General features: G+C 65.2%; 14 protein-coding genes and 1 tRNA gene. 10 read left to right on the top strand and 5 right to left on the bottom strand.

Annotated elements, in window-relative coordinates; all coding sequences use genetic code 11:
- Window positions 1–186 precede the first annotated feature (186 nt).
- Complete coding sequence (locus tag ACOOE2_RS03920) at window positions 187–2,451, bottom strand: NADP-dependent malic enzyme (RefSeq protein ID WP_420381717.1); 2,265 nt, start codon at window positions 2,449–2,451, stop codon at window positions 187–189.
- Between the two features lie 199 nt (window positions 2,452–2,650).
- Window positions 2,651–4,285: a hypothetical protein gene (locus ACOOE2_RS03925; RefSeq protein WP_420381718.1), complete on the bottom strand. Its 1,635-nt coding sequence runs from the start codon at window positions 4,283–4,285 to the stop codon at window positions 2,651–2,653.
- Between the two features lie 145 nt (window positions 4,286–4,430).
- On the opposite strand from ACOOE2_RS03925, the gene mutS reads away from it, so the two are divergent.
- Together mutS and ACOOE2_RS03935 are read left to right on the top strand one after the other, a co-directional pair.
- A complete protein-coding gene (gene mutS, locus ACOOE2_RS03930) occupies window positions 4,431–7,031 on the top strand; it encodes a DNA mismatch repair protein MutS (RefSeq protein WP_420381719.1) in 2,601 nt (866 codons plus the stop codon).
- Between the two features lie 93 nt (window positions 7,032–7,124).
- A complete protein-coding gene (locus tag ACOOE2_RS03935; protein WP_420381720.1) occupies window positions 7,125–8,681 on the top strand; it encodes a carboxylesterase/lipase family protein in 1,557 nt (518 codons plus the stop codon).
- A gap of 34 nt (window positions 8,682–8,715) precedes the next feature.
- Here ACOOE2_RS03935 and ACOOE2_RS03940 read toward each other — a convergent pair whose 3' ends face one another.
- On the bottom strand, window positions 8,716–9,978 hold the full coding sequence (locus ACOOE2_RS03940; RefSeq protein WP_420381721.1) for a NupC/NupG family nucleoside CNT transporter: 1,263 nt from the start codon (window positions 9,976–9,978) through the stop codon (window positions 8,716–8,718).
- A gap of 63 nt (window positions 9,979–10,041) precedes the next feature.
- On the opposite strand from ACOOE2_RS03940, the gene ACOOE2_RS03945 reads away from it, so the two are divergent.
- Genes ACOOE2_RS03945 through ACOOE2_RS03965 form a run of 5 tightly spaced genes read left to right on the top strand, consistent with a single transcriptional unit; the run spans window position 10,042 to window position 13,581 of the window.
- Window positions 10,042–10,761: a queuosine precursor transporter gene (locus ACOOE2_RS03945; protein WP_420381722.1), complete on the top strand. Its 720-nt coding sequence runs from the start codon at window positions 10,042–10,044 to the stop codon at window positions 10,759–10,761.
- A 52-nt stretch (window positions 10,762–10,813) separates the two neighbouring features.
- Window positions 10,814–11,728 carry an acetylglutamate kinase gene (gene argB, locus ACOOE2_RS03950; protein ID WP_420381723.1) on the top strand — a complete coding sequence of 305 codons (915 nt, stop codon included), beginning with the start codon at window positions 10,814–10,816 and terminating at the stop codon, window positions 11,726–11,728.
- Between the two features lie 14 nt (window positions 11,729–11,742).
- On the top strand, window positions 11,743–12,036 hold the full coding sequence (locus ACOOE2_RS03955) for a YggT family protein (RefSeq protein WP_420381724.1): 294 nt from the start codon (window positions 11,743–11,745) through the stop codon (window positions 12,034–12,036).
- Window positions 12,036–12,929, top strand: a complete 894-nt coding sequence (gene folD / locus ACOOE2_RS03960) for a bifunctional methylenetetrahydrofolate dehydrogenase/methenyltetrahydrofolate cyclohydrolase FolD (RefSeq protein WP_420381725.1) — start codon at window positions 12,036–12,038, stop codon at window positions 12,927–12,929. The genes ACOOE2_RS03955 and folD overlap by 1 nt, the downstream gene beginning before the upstream one ends.
- The gene (locus ACOOE2_RS03965) at window positions 12,919–13,581 is read left to right on the top strand and encodes a hypothetical protein (protein WP_420381726.1); all 663 of its coding nucleotides are present in this window, start codon (window positions 12,919–12,921) and stop codon (window positions 13,579–13,581) included. Before folD ends, ACOOE2_RS03965 begins: the two co-directional genes overlap by 11 nt.
- Before the next feature lie 28 nt (window positions 13,582–13,609).
- On the opposite strand, the gene ACOOE2_RS03970 is transcribed toward ACOOE2_RS03965, so the two are convergent.
- Entirely contained in the window at window positions 13,610–14,224 is a 615-nt protein-coding gene (locus tag ACOOE2_RS03970; RefSeq protein ID WP_420381727.1) for an LON peptidase substrate-binding domain-containing protein, read from the bottom strand.
- Between the two features lie 18 nt (window positions 14,225–14,242).
- Window positions 14,243–15,151 carry a tetratricopeptide repeat protein gene (locus ACOOE2_RS03975; protein ID WP_420381728.1) on the bottom strand — a complete coding sequence of 303 codons (909 nt, stop codon included), beginning with the start codon at window positions 15,149–15,151 and terminating at the stop codon, window positions 14,243–14,245.
- A gap of 222 nt (window positions 15,152–15,373) precedes the next feature.
- On the opposite strand from ACOOE2_RS03975, the gene ACOOE2_RS03980 reads away from it, so the two are divergent.
- The 3 genes from ACOOE2_RS03980 (at window position 15,374) to ACOOE2_RS03990 (ending at window position 17,240) form a co-directional block, all read left to right on the top strand.
- A tRNA-Gly gene (locus tag ACOOE2_RS03980) sits at window positions 15,374–15,448 on the top strand.
- Between the two features lie 314 nt (window positions 15,449–15,762).
- Window positions 15,763–16,515: a DUF1223 domain-containing protein gene (locus ACOOE2_RS03985; RefSeq protein WP_420381729.1), complete on the top strand. Its 753-nt coding sequence runs from the start codon at window positions 15,763–15,765 to the stop codon at window positions 16,513–16,515.
- Complete coding sequence (locus ACOOE2_RS03990; protein ID WP_420381730.1) at window positions 16,515–17,240, top strand: cytochrome c biogenesis CcdA family protein; 726 nt, start codon at window positions 16,515–16,517, stop codon at window positions 17,238–17,240. The genes ACOOE2_RS03985 and ACOOE2_RS03990 overlap by 1 nt, the downstream gene beginning before the upstream one ends.
- Window positions 17,241–17,253 lie beyond the last annotated feature (13 nt).

The following is a 17,253-nucleotide window of genomic DNA, read 5'->3' on the forward strand; positions in this document are numbered from 1 at the left end:
GCCCTTGGATCCCGTTAATACATTGAACTACTAGCCGATTTAGCCTTGGTTATCCGTCGCGAAGCGGCAGATATTCCAGCCGCTTCGCGGCGTGCGCAAGTTTCAAAAGTTTCGGGTTCCAAGGGCGATGGCCCTTGGCCGCCGGAGGCCCTTCTCTTTTGACGTATGTGCAGTAGCCCCTCAAGGTCAGCCCGCAATCCCCGCCGCGGCCAGCACCGCCAAGGTCAGGATATCCGGCGCAAGCGCGGTCATCGGCGCGATCTGCACCGGCTTTTCCATGCCGATCAGCATCGGGCCGATCACCGCGTTGCCGCCCAGTTCGCGCAGCAGCTTCGCCGAGATGTTCGCCGATTGCAGGCCGGGCATGATCAGCACATTGGCGCGGCCCGACAGGCGGCTGAACGGGTAATTGGCCATGACTTTGGGATTGAGCGCCACATCGGGCGACATTTCGCCTTCGTATTCGAAGCCCGGCGCCTGTTCGTCCAGGATCGCCACCGCGCCGCGGATGTTGTCGATCCATTTGCCGTAAGGGTTGCCGAAGTTCGAGAACGACATGAACGCCACGCGCGGCTCGTGCCCCATGCGGCGGGCAACGGCGGCGGTTTCGATCGCGATCTGCGCCAGGTCGGTGGCCGAGGGGCGTTCGTTGACCGTGGTATCGGCCAGGAACACGGTGTCGTTCTTGCCGACCATCAGGTGGATGCCGAACGGCACGTGCCCCGATTTCGCATCGAGCACGCGGCGCACATCGGTCAAGGTCTGTGCAAAGGTTCGCGTCATGCCCGAGATCATCGCATCGCCATGGCCCAGCGCGAGCAAGAGCGAGGCGAACACATTGCGGTCCTGGTTGACCATGCGCCGCACATCGCGTTCCAGGAAACCCCGGCGTTGCAGGCGCCGATACAGATGCGCGACCATGTCGTCGACCAGCGGCGACACCGCCGAATTGTGGATTTCATAGCTTTCGGGGTTCGACACGCCGAGCTCGATCAGCTTGTCGAGCACCGGCTGCGACTTGCCGACCAGCACCGGCGTGCCATAGCCGAAATCGCGGTACTGGATCGCGGCGCGCAGGACGACTTCGTTTTCCGCCTCGGCAAAGATCACCCGTTTCGGGTTTTCCTTGGCCTGCGCATAAACGCTCGTCAGCACCGATGTCGTCGGATTGAGCCGCGCCTTCAGCGTGTTGCGATAGGCATCGAAATCTTCGATCGGCAGGCGCGCCACGCCAGAATCCATCGCCGCCTTGGCAACGGCGGACGAGACGACTTCCATCAGGCGCGGATCGAACGGGGCGGGGATGATATAGTCGAGCCCGAACCTGTGGTTGATGCCGTAGGCCGCGGCGACTTCCTCGGGCACCGACCGGCGCGCGAGCTCGGCGATCGCCTGGGCAGCGGCAATCTTCATCTCTTCGTTGATCGTCGTGGCGCGCACATCGAGCGCGCCGCGAAAGATGAACGGAAAGCCCAGCACATTGTTGACCTGGTTGGGATAATCCGACCGGCCGGTGGCGATGATGCAGTCGGGGCGCGCGGCCTTGGCCTCGGGCGGGGTGATTTCGGGATCGGGATTGGCCATCGCAAAGATGATCGGCTGCGGCGCCATGTCCATCACCCATTCGGGTTTCAGGGCCTTTGCCGCGGACAGCCCGAGGAAAATATCCGCGCCTTTCAGCGCTTCTTCGAGCGTTCGCGCAGGCGTGTCGACCGCGTGCGCGCTTTTCCACTGGTCCATGCCGGTTTCGCGGCCCCGGTAGATCACGCCCTGGCGGTCGCACATGATCACATTGTCATGCCGTACGCCCATCGCCTTGATCAGCGCGGTACACGCAATTGCCGCCGCGCCTGCGCCATTGACCACGACCTTGACCTGGTCGAGGCTGCGTCCGGTCAGGAAACACGCGTTGAGCAGGCCGGCCGCCGAAATGATCGCGGTGCCGTGCTGGTCATCGTGCATCACCGGAATGTTCATGCGTTCGCGCAGCGCCTGCTCGATGATGAAGCATTCGGGCGCCTTGATGTCTTCCAGATTGATCCCGCCAAAGCTGGGTTCGAGCAGCGCGACAGCTTCGATGAATTTGTCGGCGTCTTCGGTATCGACCTCGATGTCGATCGAATCGACATCGGCAAAGCGCTTGAACAGCACTGCCTTGCCCTCCATCACCGGCTTCGATGCCAGCGCGCCCAGATTGCCCAGGCCCAGGATCGCGGTGCCGTTGGAGATGACCGCGACCAGGTTGCCCTTGGCCGTATAGTCATAGGCCAACGCGGGATCGGCAGCGATGGCCAGCACCGGCACCGCAACGCCGGGCGAATAGGCGAGCGACAGGTCGCGCTGCGTAGCAACGGGTTTCGACGCGATGATCTCGATTTTGCCGGGGCGGATCGTCTTGTGATAGAACAGCGCTTCGCGTTCGGTAAAACGGACGTTGCTTTCATCGGACATCGTGAATTCCTCGGTCTGACAGGGCTTGGCCACTGTGCCCACTTGGCCGCTACGTCAAGGGTGCGCAAGAGCCCCTCCCCTTCAGGGGAGGGGTTGGGGTGGGGCCTCTCCCCACTCGCCGACGTTCATGCGGATGTGGATTGCAGCCGAGAGGCCCCACCCCCAGCCCCTCCCCTGAAGGGGAGGGGAGCAGGTTGCTCTACAACCCGCGTGGCTGCCAGTTCGGGATCGCCAGCGGCCGCACGGCAAACAACAGGCTGCGGCCGTCCTGCCATACCAGTTGCAGGCGTGGATCGGGCAATTGCGGCATGCCCGTATCGATCAGCCAGACATAATCCACGCGTTCGATCGGCGCGTATTTCAGCGCGGTATCGACCCGGCGCAAGCGGCCGCCGGCGCACGCCTGCGACCACACGAATTCCGACGGATCGGCGGTAAAATTGCGCCCCGGGCGGAAGCGCGGCACGACCATGTGCAGCCCCGGCACCGCCCAGTTGTCATTGACCCAGGCCTGGCGATACAGGCTGGCGAGGCTGGCCAGGTGATCGCGCCGCGTGCTGCGCCATGATTCGTCCAGGCACGAATGTTCGACGAATGCGAGCACGCGGCTGCCCGGCTCGATATGCTGCAACGCGACGAGTTGCCGGCGGTAATCGTCGGCATAATCGGCAAAGCTGGCGCCTGTCACCACCAGCCGCAGCGCGAGCAGCACCAGCCCGACATAGGCCACGGCCATCGCCACCCGCGGGCGCGCCCGGCTCCAGTCCGTCAGCCCGAGCAGCAGCATCGCGGCGACGGGCAGCAGCCGCACATCGACGAAATTGCTGCCGTTGATGTCGCTGGGGATCGCCACGAATTCTGCCAGGACCAGCGCGCCGGGCAGGAATGTCGCCCATTTGAACCGCCCGCCGATCGCCCAGCCGAACACGATCAGCGCATAGCACGCGGCCGTCGTGATATTGTCGAGGATCATCGACTGGTCGCGCAGCGTCAGCCACAGGTACCATTCCTTTTCGTCCCAGCGCCAGCGGTTGAAACTGCGCGCGGGGGCGGGCGACAGCACTTTCCACAGCGCGATCGTGATCAGCGTGATGGCGAGCGGCCACAGCAGCACGAACAGCCGGCGCCCTGCGGCGCGCCAGTCATGCGCCGCGATCGTTTCGTGATACCGCGATGGCTGCCACCAGCCGGCGGGCAGTGCATCGATTTCGCGCCCGACCGCATTGGCGCCGATCAGGAACGGCAGCAGCAATCCGCCGATCGCATGGCACAAGAGCGCGATCGGCTGCACGATGATCAGCATGATCGCGCGCCGGCGCGGATCGCGCTCCAGCCAGACCGAGGCGGCAAACGCGCATAGCGCCAGCCCCGTCGCGAGGATGAAATTGAGAAATCCGGTCAACAGCGGAAAGCTGAACACATACATCAGCGCCCAGCCGGCGCCGTGCCCGCCGCGCGCGTTGAGCATGCGGATGGTCGCAAGGCATCCGCCCGCAAACAGCGCGGTTGCCAGCACGGTGGACCACCAGCCCGCCGCCAGCACCCCGAACGGTGCACCGATCAGCTTCATCAGCACGCCATCGCCGATGTTGAGCGTAAATACCCATTTCCACGCGAAATATTTTTCCAGCGGGCTGTTGGGTCCGGCCGCCTCGATCGCGGCCGCGCCCATGTGCCCGGGGATGTCGATCAGCGGCGGGACCGTGACCAGCACGAACGGCAGGCAGACCAGCAGCACGATCGCGACAATGCCCGGCGCGCTCAGCCACGGCAGTTTCGCCATCGTCTCGTTGAACGGGGCCTGGTGAAACGGCCAAAACCGCAAACGCCGCATTTTAATCAGACCTGCCCACGAAGTTGGCATCCCACAATGCGCAATTGTCGATATCCTCCGGGTGGCGGTTTGAGCCGAACCCGTTTCTGGTCTAGCGGCCAACACCGTGACCGCCCAAGCTTCGCCATCCCATGCCCCAACTCCCATGATGGCGCAATATCTTGCGCTCAAGGGGCAGGCCGAAGACTGCCTGCTGTTCTACCGGATGGGCGATTTTTTCGAGCTGTTTTTCGATGATGCCAGGCGGGCGAGCCAGGTGCTCGATATCGCGCTGACCAGCCGGGGCGAACACCACGGCGTGCCGATCCCGATGTGCGGCGTGCCGGTGCATGCCGCCGAGGGGTACCTGGCGCGCCTGATCCGCGCCGGGTGCCGCGTGGCGATCGCCGAGCAAGTCGAAACGCCCGAACAGGCGAAAAGGCGCGGCGGGTCAAAGGCGCTGGTCGCGCGCGATATCGTACGGTTCGTCACGGCGGGCACCTTGACCGAAGACGCGCTGCTCGAACCGCGCCGCGCCAATGTGCTGGCGGCGGTTGGCATGGTGGCGGGCCGGATCGGCGTGGCGGCCTGCGATATTTCGACCGGCCGGGTCGAACTGGAAGACTGTGCGCCCGATGCGCTGGGCGCGGCGCTGGCGCGGATCGGGGCGAGCGAAGTCATCGTGGCCGAAGCGGCAGAAGGCCTTGCCGCAGTGCCCGATGCGATCAGCCGGCCATCGCGCGGGTTCGATTCTGCGCGGGGCGAAACGCTGCTGCGCGATATCCACGGCGTCACCACGCTCGACGGGTTCGGCACGTTTTCGCGCGCGATGCTGGCGGCAGCAGCAGGCCTGGTCGATTATCTCGATCATGTCGGGCGCGGGCGCCTGCCGTTCCTGCTGCCGCCGACAGCGCGCATGGCCGATGCGACGATGGCGATGGACGAGGCGACGCGGATCAGCCTGGAAGTCACGCAGAGCCAGAGCGGGGCGCGCAAGGGCAGCCTGCTCGAAGCGGTCGATCGCTGTGTGACGGGGGCCGGTGCGCGCATGCTGGCCGAAGACCTGTCGGCGCCGCTTACCGACATCATCGCGATCCGCCAGCGGCTGGAACTGGTCAGCTGGCTGCACGATGATCCGCTGTTGCGCGGCGATCTGCGCGCGTTGCTGCGCGCCTCGCCCGATATCAGCCGCGCGATCGGCCGGGTCGTGGCCGGGCGCGGATCCCCGCGCGATCTGGGGCAGTTGCGCGATGGTCTGGGCGAAGCGGCGCGGCTGGCGGATTTGCTGGGCGCATACAGTTCGCATGGCGCGGGCGACCTGCCGCAACTGGCCGCCGGGTTGCTGCCGCATCTGCGCGGGCATGCGGCACTGGTCGATCTGTTTGCCCGCGCGCTGGTGCCGATGCCGCCGACCGAGCGCAGCAGCGGCGGGTTCATCGCCGAACAGTACGACGCGGCGCTCGATGAATTGCGCACCATGGCCAGCCATTCGCGCCGCGCGATCGCCGCGCTGGAGGCGAAATATCGCGACGAGACCGGCGTTGCCGCGCTGAAGATCCGCCACAACGGCGTGCTGGGCTACTTCATCGAAGTGCCCGCGCGGCACGCGGACCGGCTGATGGCGGCGGATTCGGGGTTTACCCATCGCCAGACGATGGCGGGCGCGGTGCGGTTCAATGCGCTGGCGCTGCATGCCGAGGCAAGCCGGATTGCCGAAGCCGGGGGCCATGCGCTTGCAGCCGAAGAGGCGCATTTCGAGGATCTGTCAGGGCGGGCAGTGGAAGCGCGCGAGGCGATTGCGCGCACGGCGGCGGCGCTGGCACGGTTCGATGTCGCCGCCGGCCTTGCCGAACGTGCGGCCGAAGGCGGCTGGACCCTGCCGCGCATGGTCGACGAGCCCGTGCTCGATATATCGTGCGGCCGGCATCCGGTGGTCGAGGCGGCACTGGCGACGCGGGGCGAGCGGTTTGTTGCCAATGATTGCCGGCTGGCGCCCGAAGACCGGCTATGGCTGATCGGCGGGCCCAACATGGGCGGTAAATCCACATTCCTGCGCGCCAATGCGCTGATCGTGCTGCTGGCGCAGGCAGGCGGGTTCGTGCCGGCCGAGGCGGCCACGATCGGCGTGGTTGACCGTCTGTTCAGCCGTGTCGGCGCCAGCGACAACCTGGCGCGCGGGCGATCGACATTCATGGTCGAAATGGTCGAAACCGCCGCGATCCTGGCGCAGGCGGGGACGCGCAGCTTTGTCATCCTCGATGAAGTCGGGCGCGGCACGTCGACCTATGATGGGCTGGCACTGGCCTGGGCGGTGGTCGAGGCGGTGCACGAGGTCAACCGCTGCCGCTGCCTGTTCGCCACGCATTACCACGAGCTTGCGCGGCTGGCGGAAAGCTGCAGCGCATTGACGCTGCATCACGTCCGCGCGCGCGAATGGAAGGGCGACCTGGTGCTGCTGCACGAGCTGGCGCAGGGCCCTGCGGACAAGAGCTATGGCCTGGCCGTGGCCAAGCTGGCCGGGGTTCCGCCGACCGTGATCCGCCGCGCCAAGGGCGTGCTCGACCGGCTGGAAAAAGGCCGTTCGGCGACGGGCGGGCTGGCGGCGGGATTAGACGATCTGCCACTTTTTGCCGCCGCGATCGAGGCGGCAGAGGATAAGGTGGACGCTCTGCGCGAAAAGCTGAACGGCCTCGATATCGATGCGCTGTCCCCCCGCGCCGCCCTCGATTGCCTGTACGAGCTGAAACGCGAGGCGAACCGGTCCTGATCCATAAGTGTAATTACGAGGGTCTGCTGGTCAGCATGGTTAATTTGAAGCTAATATGGCGCCTGTGATGCACAACGGGGGACGGTACAGCACATGATCGGGGTATCCGCATTCGCCCGCCTGGCAGCAGGCGCGGCATTGGTCATTGCGCTGGCGGGATCGGCGCAGGCGGAAACGCCGAAAACGCCCGCCAGTCCCGGCGCCGATGTCAAAGTGGGCGCGGCGCATATCAAGGGGCAGGCCATGCCCGGCGGGATCAATGCGTTTCTGGGCATCCCTTACGCCGATCCGCCGGTGGGCGCGCGGCGCTGGCATGTGTCCACGCTGTCGCATCTCAAAGGCACGGTCGATGCCACGCATTTCGGTGCGATCTGTCCGCAGGGCGACGGCACGACGGCGTTTTTTCGGCGGCTGGCGGTGGGCATGGGCAGCGATGCCGATGTCGTGCATCCGGCAGGCGGCGGGGCCGAGGATTGCCTGATGCTCAACATCTGGGCCCCTGCCGCCAAAGCCCAGCCTGCAAAGCATGCCGCCGGCCTGCCGGTGATGGTGTGGATCCATGGCGGGTCCAACACCAGCGGCTTTGGCAGCGAACCCGATTATCGCGGCAGCCGGCTGGCGGGCAAAGGTGTGATCGTCGTCACGCTCAATTACCGGCTGGGCGCACTCGGGTTCTTTGCGCATCCCGCGATCGCCGATGTCAGCGCTGGGCGCCAGGGCCTGTCCGACCAGATCACGGCGCTGCGCTGGGTGCATGACAATATCGCGGCGTTCGGCGGCGATCCGGCAAGAGTCACAGTGTTTGGCGAATCGGCGGGCGGCACCGATGTCGTCGCATTGATGCACATGGATGTGGCGCGCGGGCTGTTTGCGCGCGCGATCATCGAAAGCGGCTATCTGCCGCCCACTGCGCTGGCGACGCCGGCCGCGGCGACGCGCGCCGCAATCGATCTCTATCCCCGCGATGCGACTGCCGATGCGATGCAGGCCCATCCGGTGGCAGACGTGGTGAAACTGGGTACGACAAAGCACAAGGGCGCCTTCGCCGCGCCGCTGGTGCCGGCCAGGGCGGCGTTCCGCGTCCCGCTGCTGATCGGCACGAATTCGGACGAATTCCGCATGTTCCTGCCTTCAGATCCGGCGACCCGCGGCGACGCCGAGGCGGCGATGCTGGGTGGGCTGAAGCGCGGCGATGATGCCGCACATCTGTTGAAGCGCCTGTCGGACGATGGCGCCACGCGCGCCGATCTGCTGGCGAGCGCGCCGGTGTTCCACTGCCCGGCGGCCGCACTGGCCGGCGAAAACAGCGCTGGGCAGCTCCCCGCCTATGTCTACCGGTTCGACCGGGTGCGCCCTGGCAACCACGGGTTCGGCGCATACCACGGCGCCGAAATTCCCTATGTGTTCGGCACCGGCGCTGCGTGGTTGCCAGCCGATGGTGCCGATCGCGCGCTGTCCGACAAGGTCATGCGCTATTGGGTCAATTTTGCGCGTACGGGCAACCCGAACGGGCCAGGGTTGCCGTCTTGGCCGCGATGGCCGGCGCAGGCCGACGATATCGCAACGGTTCCGGTCATGCACCTGGGGACGGCGGTGCATGCAGCGCCGCTGGCCGACCTGGCGTTGTGCCCACTGGTTGCGGGCAAATGAGGGCGTAATGCGCGGTGCCGGGGGTCTGTTCAGATCAAACCCCCAGGAACAACCCCGCCAGTGCCGCGCTCATCAGATTGCTCAGCGCGCCTGCCACTAGCGCGCGGATGCCGAGCTGCGCGATCACCGGGCGCTGGTTGGGAGCAAGGCCGCCGGCAACGGCCATCTGGATCGCGATCGAGCTGAAATTCGCAAAGCCGCACAGTGCAAATGTCACGATCGCGACGGTCTGCGCGCTCAGGTTTTTGGCAGCCGCCAGATCGATGAACCCGACGAATTCGTTGAGCACGATCTTCGTGCCGAACAGGCCGCCGGCGATCTGCGCCTCGCGCCAGTCGGGCGCGCCGAGCAGCCGGAACAAGGGGGCGAACACCGCGCCGATGATCTGCTGAAACGCCAGCCCCGGATGACCGAACAGCCCGCCCGCCCAGCCAAGCAATCCGTTCGCCAGCGCCACCAGCGCCACGAAGGCCAGCAACATTGCACCGACTGCCACCGCCAGCCGCACGCCGGTCTGGGCGCCCTGCGCTGCCGCCATGATCAGGTTGGCGGGGCGCTCCTCGTTGGGATCTGCGTTCAGCACAACCGGCTCATGCGGATCGCGCAACGGCGCATCACCCGGAATCTCGGGCGGCATCGGCGGTTCGTCGGGATACATCAGCTTGGCCATGAACACGCCCCCCGGGGCCGACATGAACGCCGCGGCGACCAGGTAATCGATGCGGATGCCCATCGCGGCGTATGCGGCCAGGATCGTGCCTGCAACGCCGGCCATGCCGACGGTCATCACCGTGAACATCTGCGCCGGGGCCAGGCCCGCCAGATAGGGCCGGATGACCAGCGGCGATTCGCTTTGCCCGACAAAGATGTTCGACGCCGCGCACAGCGCCTCGACCCGGCTGATCCCGGTGATCGCCTCGAGCGCGCCGCCGATCCAGCGGATGATCTGCTGCATCACGCCGAGGTAATACAGGATAGAGATCAGCGAGGCGAAAAACACGATCGTGGGCAAGGCGGCGATGACAAAGCTGTGCCCGCCGATTTCGGGCGCGGCCAGCGGGCCAAACAGGAACACGACCCCGGCGCGGGCAAACCCGAGCAGGCTTTCCACGCCATGCGCCGCGCCCTCGAGCGCGAACTTGCCCAGTGCAAAGCGCAGCACCAGCGCGGCCAACCCGGCCTGCAGCGCAAACGCCGGGCCGACGATACGCAACCTGATCGCACGCCGGTTGTGCGATAGCGCAAATGCGATTGCCACGATCAGCAGCATTCCGGCCAGACTCGACAAAATATGCATGCGTGCTCCGGCCATGCGTCACAAAGAGGTGCGTACAATAAGGTAATGGCAATTTGGGAGGTAATGGCAATTTGGCACGCGGTCAAAATCCGCTATCGCCGGTCGATGAAAACCGATGCCTCCCCTATCAACGTGCCCCGCTCGCTGTTTCTTTATGCGCTGATCTATGGCGGGATGGCGGTGCTGGCGGGCGTGCTCGGCGCAAAACTGGCGAATGTCGGTGTGTGGCCGGTGATCGGGCAGATGACTGTGGAAAGCGGAATCTTTGCGTTCCTGCTGCTGATCGTGCTGGCCAGCACGGTCAACGAATTGCACGGCACTGCGGTGGCGCAGCGGATGGTGCGCTATGGCTTCGTCCCGCTGATCCTGTCGATGATCCTGATCCGCACGGTGATCGATCTGGTGCCGCCGGCGCCGGTGTGGTCGTATCAAAGCCAGTTTGCGCTGATCCTGGGACAGGGCGCGCGGATGCAGTTTGCGGGGCTGTGTTCGTATGGCGTGTCGCAGACGCTGAATGTCGCGATCATCTCACAGCTGGCGCAACGCAGCGTGGGCCGCGTGCTGGTGGTGCGCGCCTGGCTTGCCAGCCTGCTCAGCCAGGTCGTTGATACGGTGATTTTCATCACTTTGTCGTTTTGGGGTGTGGCGGGCGGTGATGGCCATGCATTGCCGCTGGGTGCGATGATGGGCAGCCAGATCATCGCCAAACTGGTGTTGTCTACCGTGATGGTGCCGGTGCTGGTCTGGCTGGGGGTAAAATTGGGCCGCAGGCTGGATCAATAAGCCTGGATTTCGTTTCTCTTTCGCGCGCAAACAGCTATTGGCCCGGACGATCATGGCGACAAATATCGACAGCAGCGACGTGTATCGCCAGGCGATGCTCGACAAGGCGGAAACGCTGATCGAGGCACTGCCGTATCTGCAGCGCTATGCGGGCAAGACCTTCGTCGTCAAATACGGCGGTCATGCAATGGGCGACCCGGCGGCGCAGCAGGATTTTGCGCAGGATGTCGTGCTGATGAAGGCGATCGGGATCAATCCCGTGGTCGTGCATGGCGGCGGCCCGCAAATCGGTGCGATGCTGAAAAAGCTCGGGATCGAATCGCGGTTCGTGGATGGCTTGCGCGTCACCGATGCCGAAACCGCCGAGATCGCCGAAATGGTGCTGTCGGGCCGGATCAACAAGGAACTGGTCAGCTGGATTGCGGCCGCCGGCGGCAAGGCACTGGGGATTTCGGGCAAGGATGCCGGCCTGATCACCGCGACCAAAGTCGAAAAAACGATCATCGATCCCGACAGCGGCGATCATCTTTCGGTCGATCTGGGCTTTGTCGGCGAACCGTCGAAGATCGACCCGACGATCATCCATACCGCCTGCGCCTCGGGCATGATCCCGGTGATCGCGCCGATCGGCGTTGGCGAAGATGGGTGTACGTACAATATCAATGCCGACACGATGGCGGGCGCGATCGCGGCCGAACTGGGCGCGGCGCGGCTGTTCCTGCTGACCGATGTGCCAGGCGTGCTCGACAAGAACAAGAAGCTGCTGACCGATCTCAATCCCGCGGACATTGCCCAGCTGAGCGCCGACGGCACGATCAGCGGCGGGATGATCCCCAAGCTGGAAACGTGCGTGCTGGCGGTCGAGGCCGGGTGCGAAGCGGCCGTTGTTCTCGACGGGCGCGTGCCGCATGCAATGTTGCTGGAAATATTCACCGCGCGCGGCGCCGGAACGCTGATCCGCGCCTGAAGGAGGGCTGCCACGTGTTGCTTTACACTCTTGTCCAGATGGTCGATCTGCTGATCAGCGTGATCACCACGATCGTCATCATCCAGTTCGTGCTGGGTCTGCTGATGGCGTTCAACGTCGTCAGCCCGCGCAACCAGATTGTCGAAACGATCTACCGCTCGCTCAATGCCCTGCTCGAGCCGGTGCTCGGGCCGGTGCGGCGGATGCTGCCGGCCACCGGCGCGATCGATTTTTCTCCGCTGGTGCTGATCGTCGCCTTGCAGCTGTTGTCGCTGCTGCTGCGCGGCCTTGCGATGTCGGGGTACTGATGACCGCCGAACGGATCGACGGCAAGATATTTGCCGAAGGGCTGCGCGGCCGCGTTGGCGTGCTTGCCGCCGAATTTACCGCACGCACCGGGCGCAAGGCCGGGCTGGCGGTGGTGCTGGTCGGCGAAGACGCGGCGAGCCAGGTCTATGTCCGTTCCAAGGGCAAGGCGACGATCGAGGCGGGCATGGCCGGCTTTGAACACCGGTTGCCGGCCGACACACCCGAGGCGGATCTGATCGCACTGGTCGAAACGCTCAATGCCGATCCCACCGTCGATGGCATTCTGGTGCAATTGCCGCTGCCGGCGCATTGCGATGAAGGCAAAGTGATCGCGACGATCAATCCGGACAAGGACGTCGATGGCTTTCATGTGATCAACGCCGGGCGGCTGGCGGTGGGGCAGGCGGGGTTTGTGCCATGCACGCCGCTGGGCTGCCTGATGCTGCTGCGCGACCGGCTGGGCGATCTGTCGGGGCTCGATGCCGTGGTCATCGGCCGGTCGAACATCGTGGGCAAGCCGATGGCGCAATTGCTGATCGCGCAAAGCTGCACGGTGACAGTGGCGCACAGCCGTACGCGCAATCTTGCAGACGTCGTGCGCCGTGCCGATATCGTCGTGGCTGCGGTGGGCCGGCCCGAAATGGTCAAGGGCGACTGGATCAAGCCGGGCGCGACCGTGATCGATGTGGGCATCAACCGCGTTGGGGGTTCGGAGCCCGGCAAGACGCGGCTGGTCGGCGATGTCGATTTTGCCGGCGCCAGTGCGGTTGCTGGCGCGATCACGCCGGTGCCGGGCGGTGTGGGCCCGATGACGATTGCGGTGCTGTTGCGCAATGCACTGGTCGCGGCCTATCGCAATGCGGGGATCGATCTGCCCGAAAATGCGATTTAAATACGGCATCCTGCTGGCACTGGCGCCGGTGCCGCTGCACGCGCAGCCGGCACCGCGCGGCAACCCCGGCGAGCTGGTGGCGGCCGAAAGCGCGCTGGCGCATCTCGCGCACGACAAGGGCGCCAATGCCGCGTTGCTGTTCTATGCGCAGGACAGCGCCGAAGTTCTCGCGCCTGTGCGCAGCCCCGCGCGCGCGTGGGTCAAGACGCATGACGCCGCGCCATGGTTCGCCGACCGCCAGACCGGCGAAGTCTGGGCTTCGTGCGACGGCACCGCCGGGGTCAGCACCGGGCTGTGGCGCGGCGGCTGGTTTGCGACGGTGTGGAAGCAGCAGAAGAAATTCAATTACAAATGGGCGCTGACCGATGCCGGGCCACTGGCGACCATGCCGCAGGCTCCGGACTGGGTGACCGGCAAACTCGCCGATTGCCCGGCGCGTGCCCCGCGCCCGGCTGGCCCGGCACCAGCAGGTCCGCCAGCCTTGCGCCCACTTCCCGCAACAATCCCCGCGGCGACCGGCGGAGACAGCCACGACGGCCGCTCCGACGACGGCTCGCTGGTGTGGCGCAGCACACAGCTGCCCGACGGCACGCACCACCTGACCGTCTGGGTCTACCACGCCGGCGCCATGAAGGCTGTCGTCGCGCGTTAGGAAAGCCTGCCCGTTCCGGGGGGAATCACTACTGCAGCGTCACTTTCCCATCATCGCGGTCACGGCGGCCGAAGAACTGCATCAGCTGCACCAGCATCTCGCAACGCGCCGCCAGCGTGCCTGTTTCCAGCAACGCCTGCTTTGCCGCAATGTCGAACGGCGCAATCTGCGCCACGCCATTGATCAGCGCCGCATCATCCAGCTTGCCCACCGATTCCCAATCCACCGCATAGCCCTGCGACGTCGCAAAGCTGCGCGCCTCGCGTTCGAACCCGGCGCGTTCGATCGCGCTGAGCGCGGTATCGTCATCGTCGGGGATCAGCTCGGCCTCGACCTGGCGGAACGGTGTTGCGACGGTCAATTCGCGCAACACGCGGAACCGCGAAATGCCTTGCAGCACCAGGGTATAGCGCCCCTCGTCATTGGTTTCGAACTCGCCGATCTTGCCGACGCAGCCGATACGGTACAGCGGTGCGCCGTCGTGCGTGCCCTGCGGCTGGATCATCGCGATCCGCTGATCACGCGCCAGCGCGTCGGACACCATCGCGCGATAGCGTGGCTCGAAAATATGCAGCGGCAATTGCAGCCCGGGAAACAGCAGGGCGCCCGCCAGCGGAAAAATCGACAGCCGTTCCGTAGTCATGGTTGCCCTCATCCAGAGTTATCCGAACAAAACCGCGGACAGTTTGCGCCGCGTCGCGGCAACCCAGGGGTCTTCGAGCCCGATCGCCTCGAAAATCTGGAGCAGCCGCGTGCGCGCTGCGCCCTCATGCCAGGCGCGATCCTTTGCCACCATCGCCAGCAACAGCCCCGCCGCGCCATCGCGGTCGCCGCTGGCATACAGCCCGTTAGCCAGCGCCAGCTGCGCATCGAAATCGTCGGGATCGGCCGCGATCGCCGCGCGCAAGGCCATCAGTTCATCAGGCTCAGGCGCATCCCCGGCCAGCGCCAATGCCGCGCGCGGCTGCGCAAACACCGGGTCCTTCGCCATTTCGGGATCGAGCGCAGCCAGCAGTGCGCGCGCCTCCTCGATATGCCCGACACCGATCAGCGCGCGCAACAGGCCGGCATGGGCCGGCGCATTGTCCGGCGCGATCTCGATAACCTGCGCAAACACGTCGATCGCGCGTTCGGCCTCGCCAGTCGCGATCAAATCTTCGCCCATCGCCAGCAACGGCACAAGGTCCTGCACTGGCGCCGCGCCCGCTTCGACGGGGATCTGCGCCAGGATCTGGTCGAGCATCTGTTTCAGCTCGGTCTCGCCGCGTGCCTTGGTCAGGTCGGCGACCGGCTGCCCGCGAAACATCGCATAGACCGTCGGAACCGAGCGCACCTGGAACTGCGCGGCGATGAACTGGTCCTCGTCGACATCGATCTTGACCAGGATGACGCCCTTGTCGGCGTAATCGGCCGCGACCTTTTCCAGCGTCGGGCTCAACGCCTTGCACGGCCCGCACCAGGTCGCCCAGAAATCGACGATCACCAGTTTGGTCATCGACGGTTCGACCACCGCCGAGCGAAACCGGTCGACCGCTTTTTGTTCTTCGAGATTGAGCCCCAGGCTTGCCACGCGGATATCTTTCGCAACGAATGAATGTTCGCCCTACCATGTGGGATCGCCCCCCCATTCGACAAGAGCAAACCCGTGCTAGGGCCATGCCGGTGCGCTAATGTGCAAAAGAATCGCACATCAGGGCTTGCGCGCCTGCGGCAAGCTGGGTATTGGCCCGCCTCACCCCAGCCGAACGGCGCTTTTTCTGCGGAAAAACACCGGTTTCGGCGCAACGCACGAGCGGGCGTAGCTCAGGGGTAGAGCACAACCTTGCCAAGGTTGGGGTCGAGGGTTCGAATCCCTTCGCCCGCTCCAGCGGCCTCCGGGCCGGGCGCTTTTTTGCAGCGTCTTGCCCGACCTGGCGGAACCCTCTGAGTTTTTGTTGCGCTGCGCAGCAAGGTGCTCCGCTGGGGGTTCGAATCCCTTCGTTCGCTCCAGCTTTTTCCAAAGATTCAGCTACTTGAACGAACCCCTCGGCGCTCTGTGCATGCTGCTGGCTGCCGAGATGGAAGGCGACCCACCGAACGCCATGGCCGGATCCATCATGAACTGATTGCCAGCCTGGCGTGATGTGTAACCGCATGGCGCTTGCCAGCGAATAGGGTTCATCCTCGCTGTTGGAAACTGCCATGATCACCCGCTGGAATCTTGCCTCTGCTGGCCTCATTGCGGGTCTTGTGTGTGCCCTTGGTGCCATTCCGGCGCTCGCCGATCGCGTGGCAAATCCACAACCTGGTGGCAGCGCCGGACCTGTGGCGATAGAGTTGTTCACAAGCCAGGGCTGCTCTTCATGCCCTCCCGCCGACGCGTTGCTCGAGCGGCTGGCAACCAACCCCAACGTCCTGGCGCTTACCCGTCCGGTGACTTACTGGGACAATCTCGGCTGGAAAGACACGCTTGCCCGCGAGGGGAACACCAACCTGCAGCGCGCTTATGCAGCGCGGGGCGGAGTGGGAGCCGGAGTTTATACACCGCAAATCATGGTGCAGGGCACGTATGGAATGGTGGGTTCCGACGAACACGCCGTCCGCAGCTACATCGCGCAGGCGCGGGCGCACATCGGGCCGGCGATTTCGGTGGCGAGCCAACCCGACGGAAGCCGCACCATCACCATCGACGGAAAAGCTGGCCCCGGTGATCGGGTGACGGTGGTGGCGCTGCGCTCAAGCGTTGCGGTGCACATCGGGCGTGGTGAAAACGGCGGCAATCAGGTCCGCTATACCAATGTGGTGCTGGGTGAGCATGTTCTTGCCAATTGGTCGACCAACCACGCCGTCGTCGCCGTTGCCGCACACCTGCTGCACGAAGACGGGGCCGACCGCGCCGCCGTGCTGGTCCAGCAAGGATCTGCCGGGCCAATCCTTGCCGCCAGGATGCTATAATGACCGGCGTGCTGAACCCCGTGCTGGCTTATGTGGCTGGCGCACTGACGATCCTTTCCCCCTGCGTGCTGCCATTGGTGCCGATCGTGCTTGGCAGCGCAGCGCAAAAACACCGGTTCGGGCCGTTGGCGCTCGCAGCGGGCCTGGTCACTTCGTTCACCCTCACCGGTCTGGCCGTTGCCACGCTGGGCACTACGCTGGGCTTTGATAGCGACCGTTTTCGCGGTTTGGGTGCGGTGCTGCTGATGGTCATTGGCGCAATGCTTTTGATCCCGGCGATGCAGGCCGTGGCCGAGCGCGCGGCTGCACCGGTTGCCAATTGGGCCGGACAGCGCAAGGGCCATCTCGAACGCTTTGGATTGGCCGGACAAGTTGGAATCGGTGGTTTACTGGGGCTGGTGTGGAGCCCGTGCGTCGGCCCGACGCTGGGCGCAGCGACGTTGCTTGCGGCGCAAGGCCGTAATCTGGGTGCGGTTGCGTTGGTCATGCTCAGCTTTGGTCTCGGGGTCGCCACCGTGCTGCTGGTGCTCGGCCTGGCGGCAAGGAGCCTGTTTACGCGTTGGCGCGCGCGGTTGGCCAGGGCGGGTACCGGCGGAAAGAAGGCGCTTGGCGCGCTGTTGCTGGTGGTTGGCGTGCTGCTTGTCACCGGGGGCGACCATACGATCGAAGGCGCCTTGCTGGCCATATCGCCGCAATGGCTCACCAATCTGACAACCGCGGTCTGAATCCGCCCCGGAA

The organism is Novosphingobium sp. (assembly GCF_965214355.1).
Lineage (GTDB): Bacteria > Pseudomonadota > Alphaproteobacteria > Sphingomonadales > Sphingomonadaceae > Novosphingobium.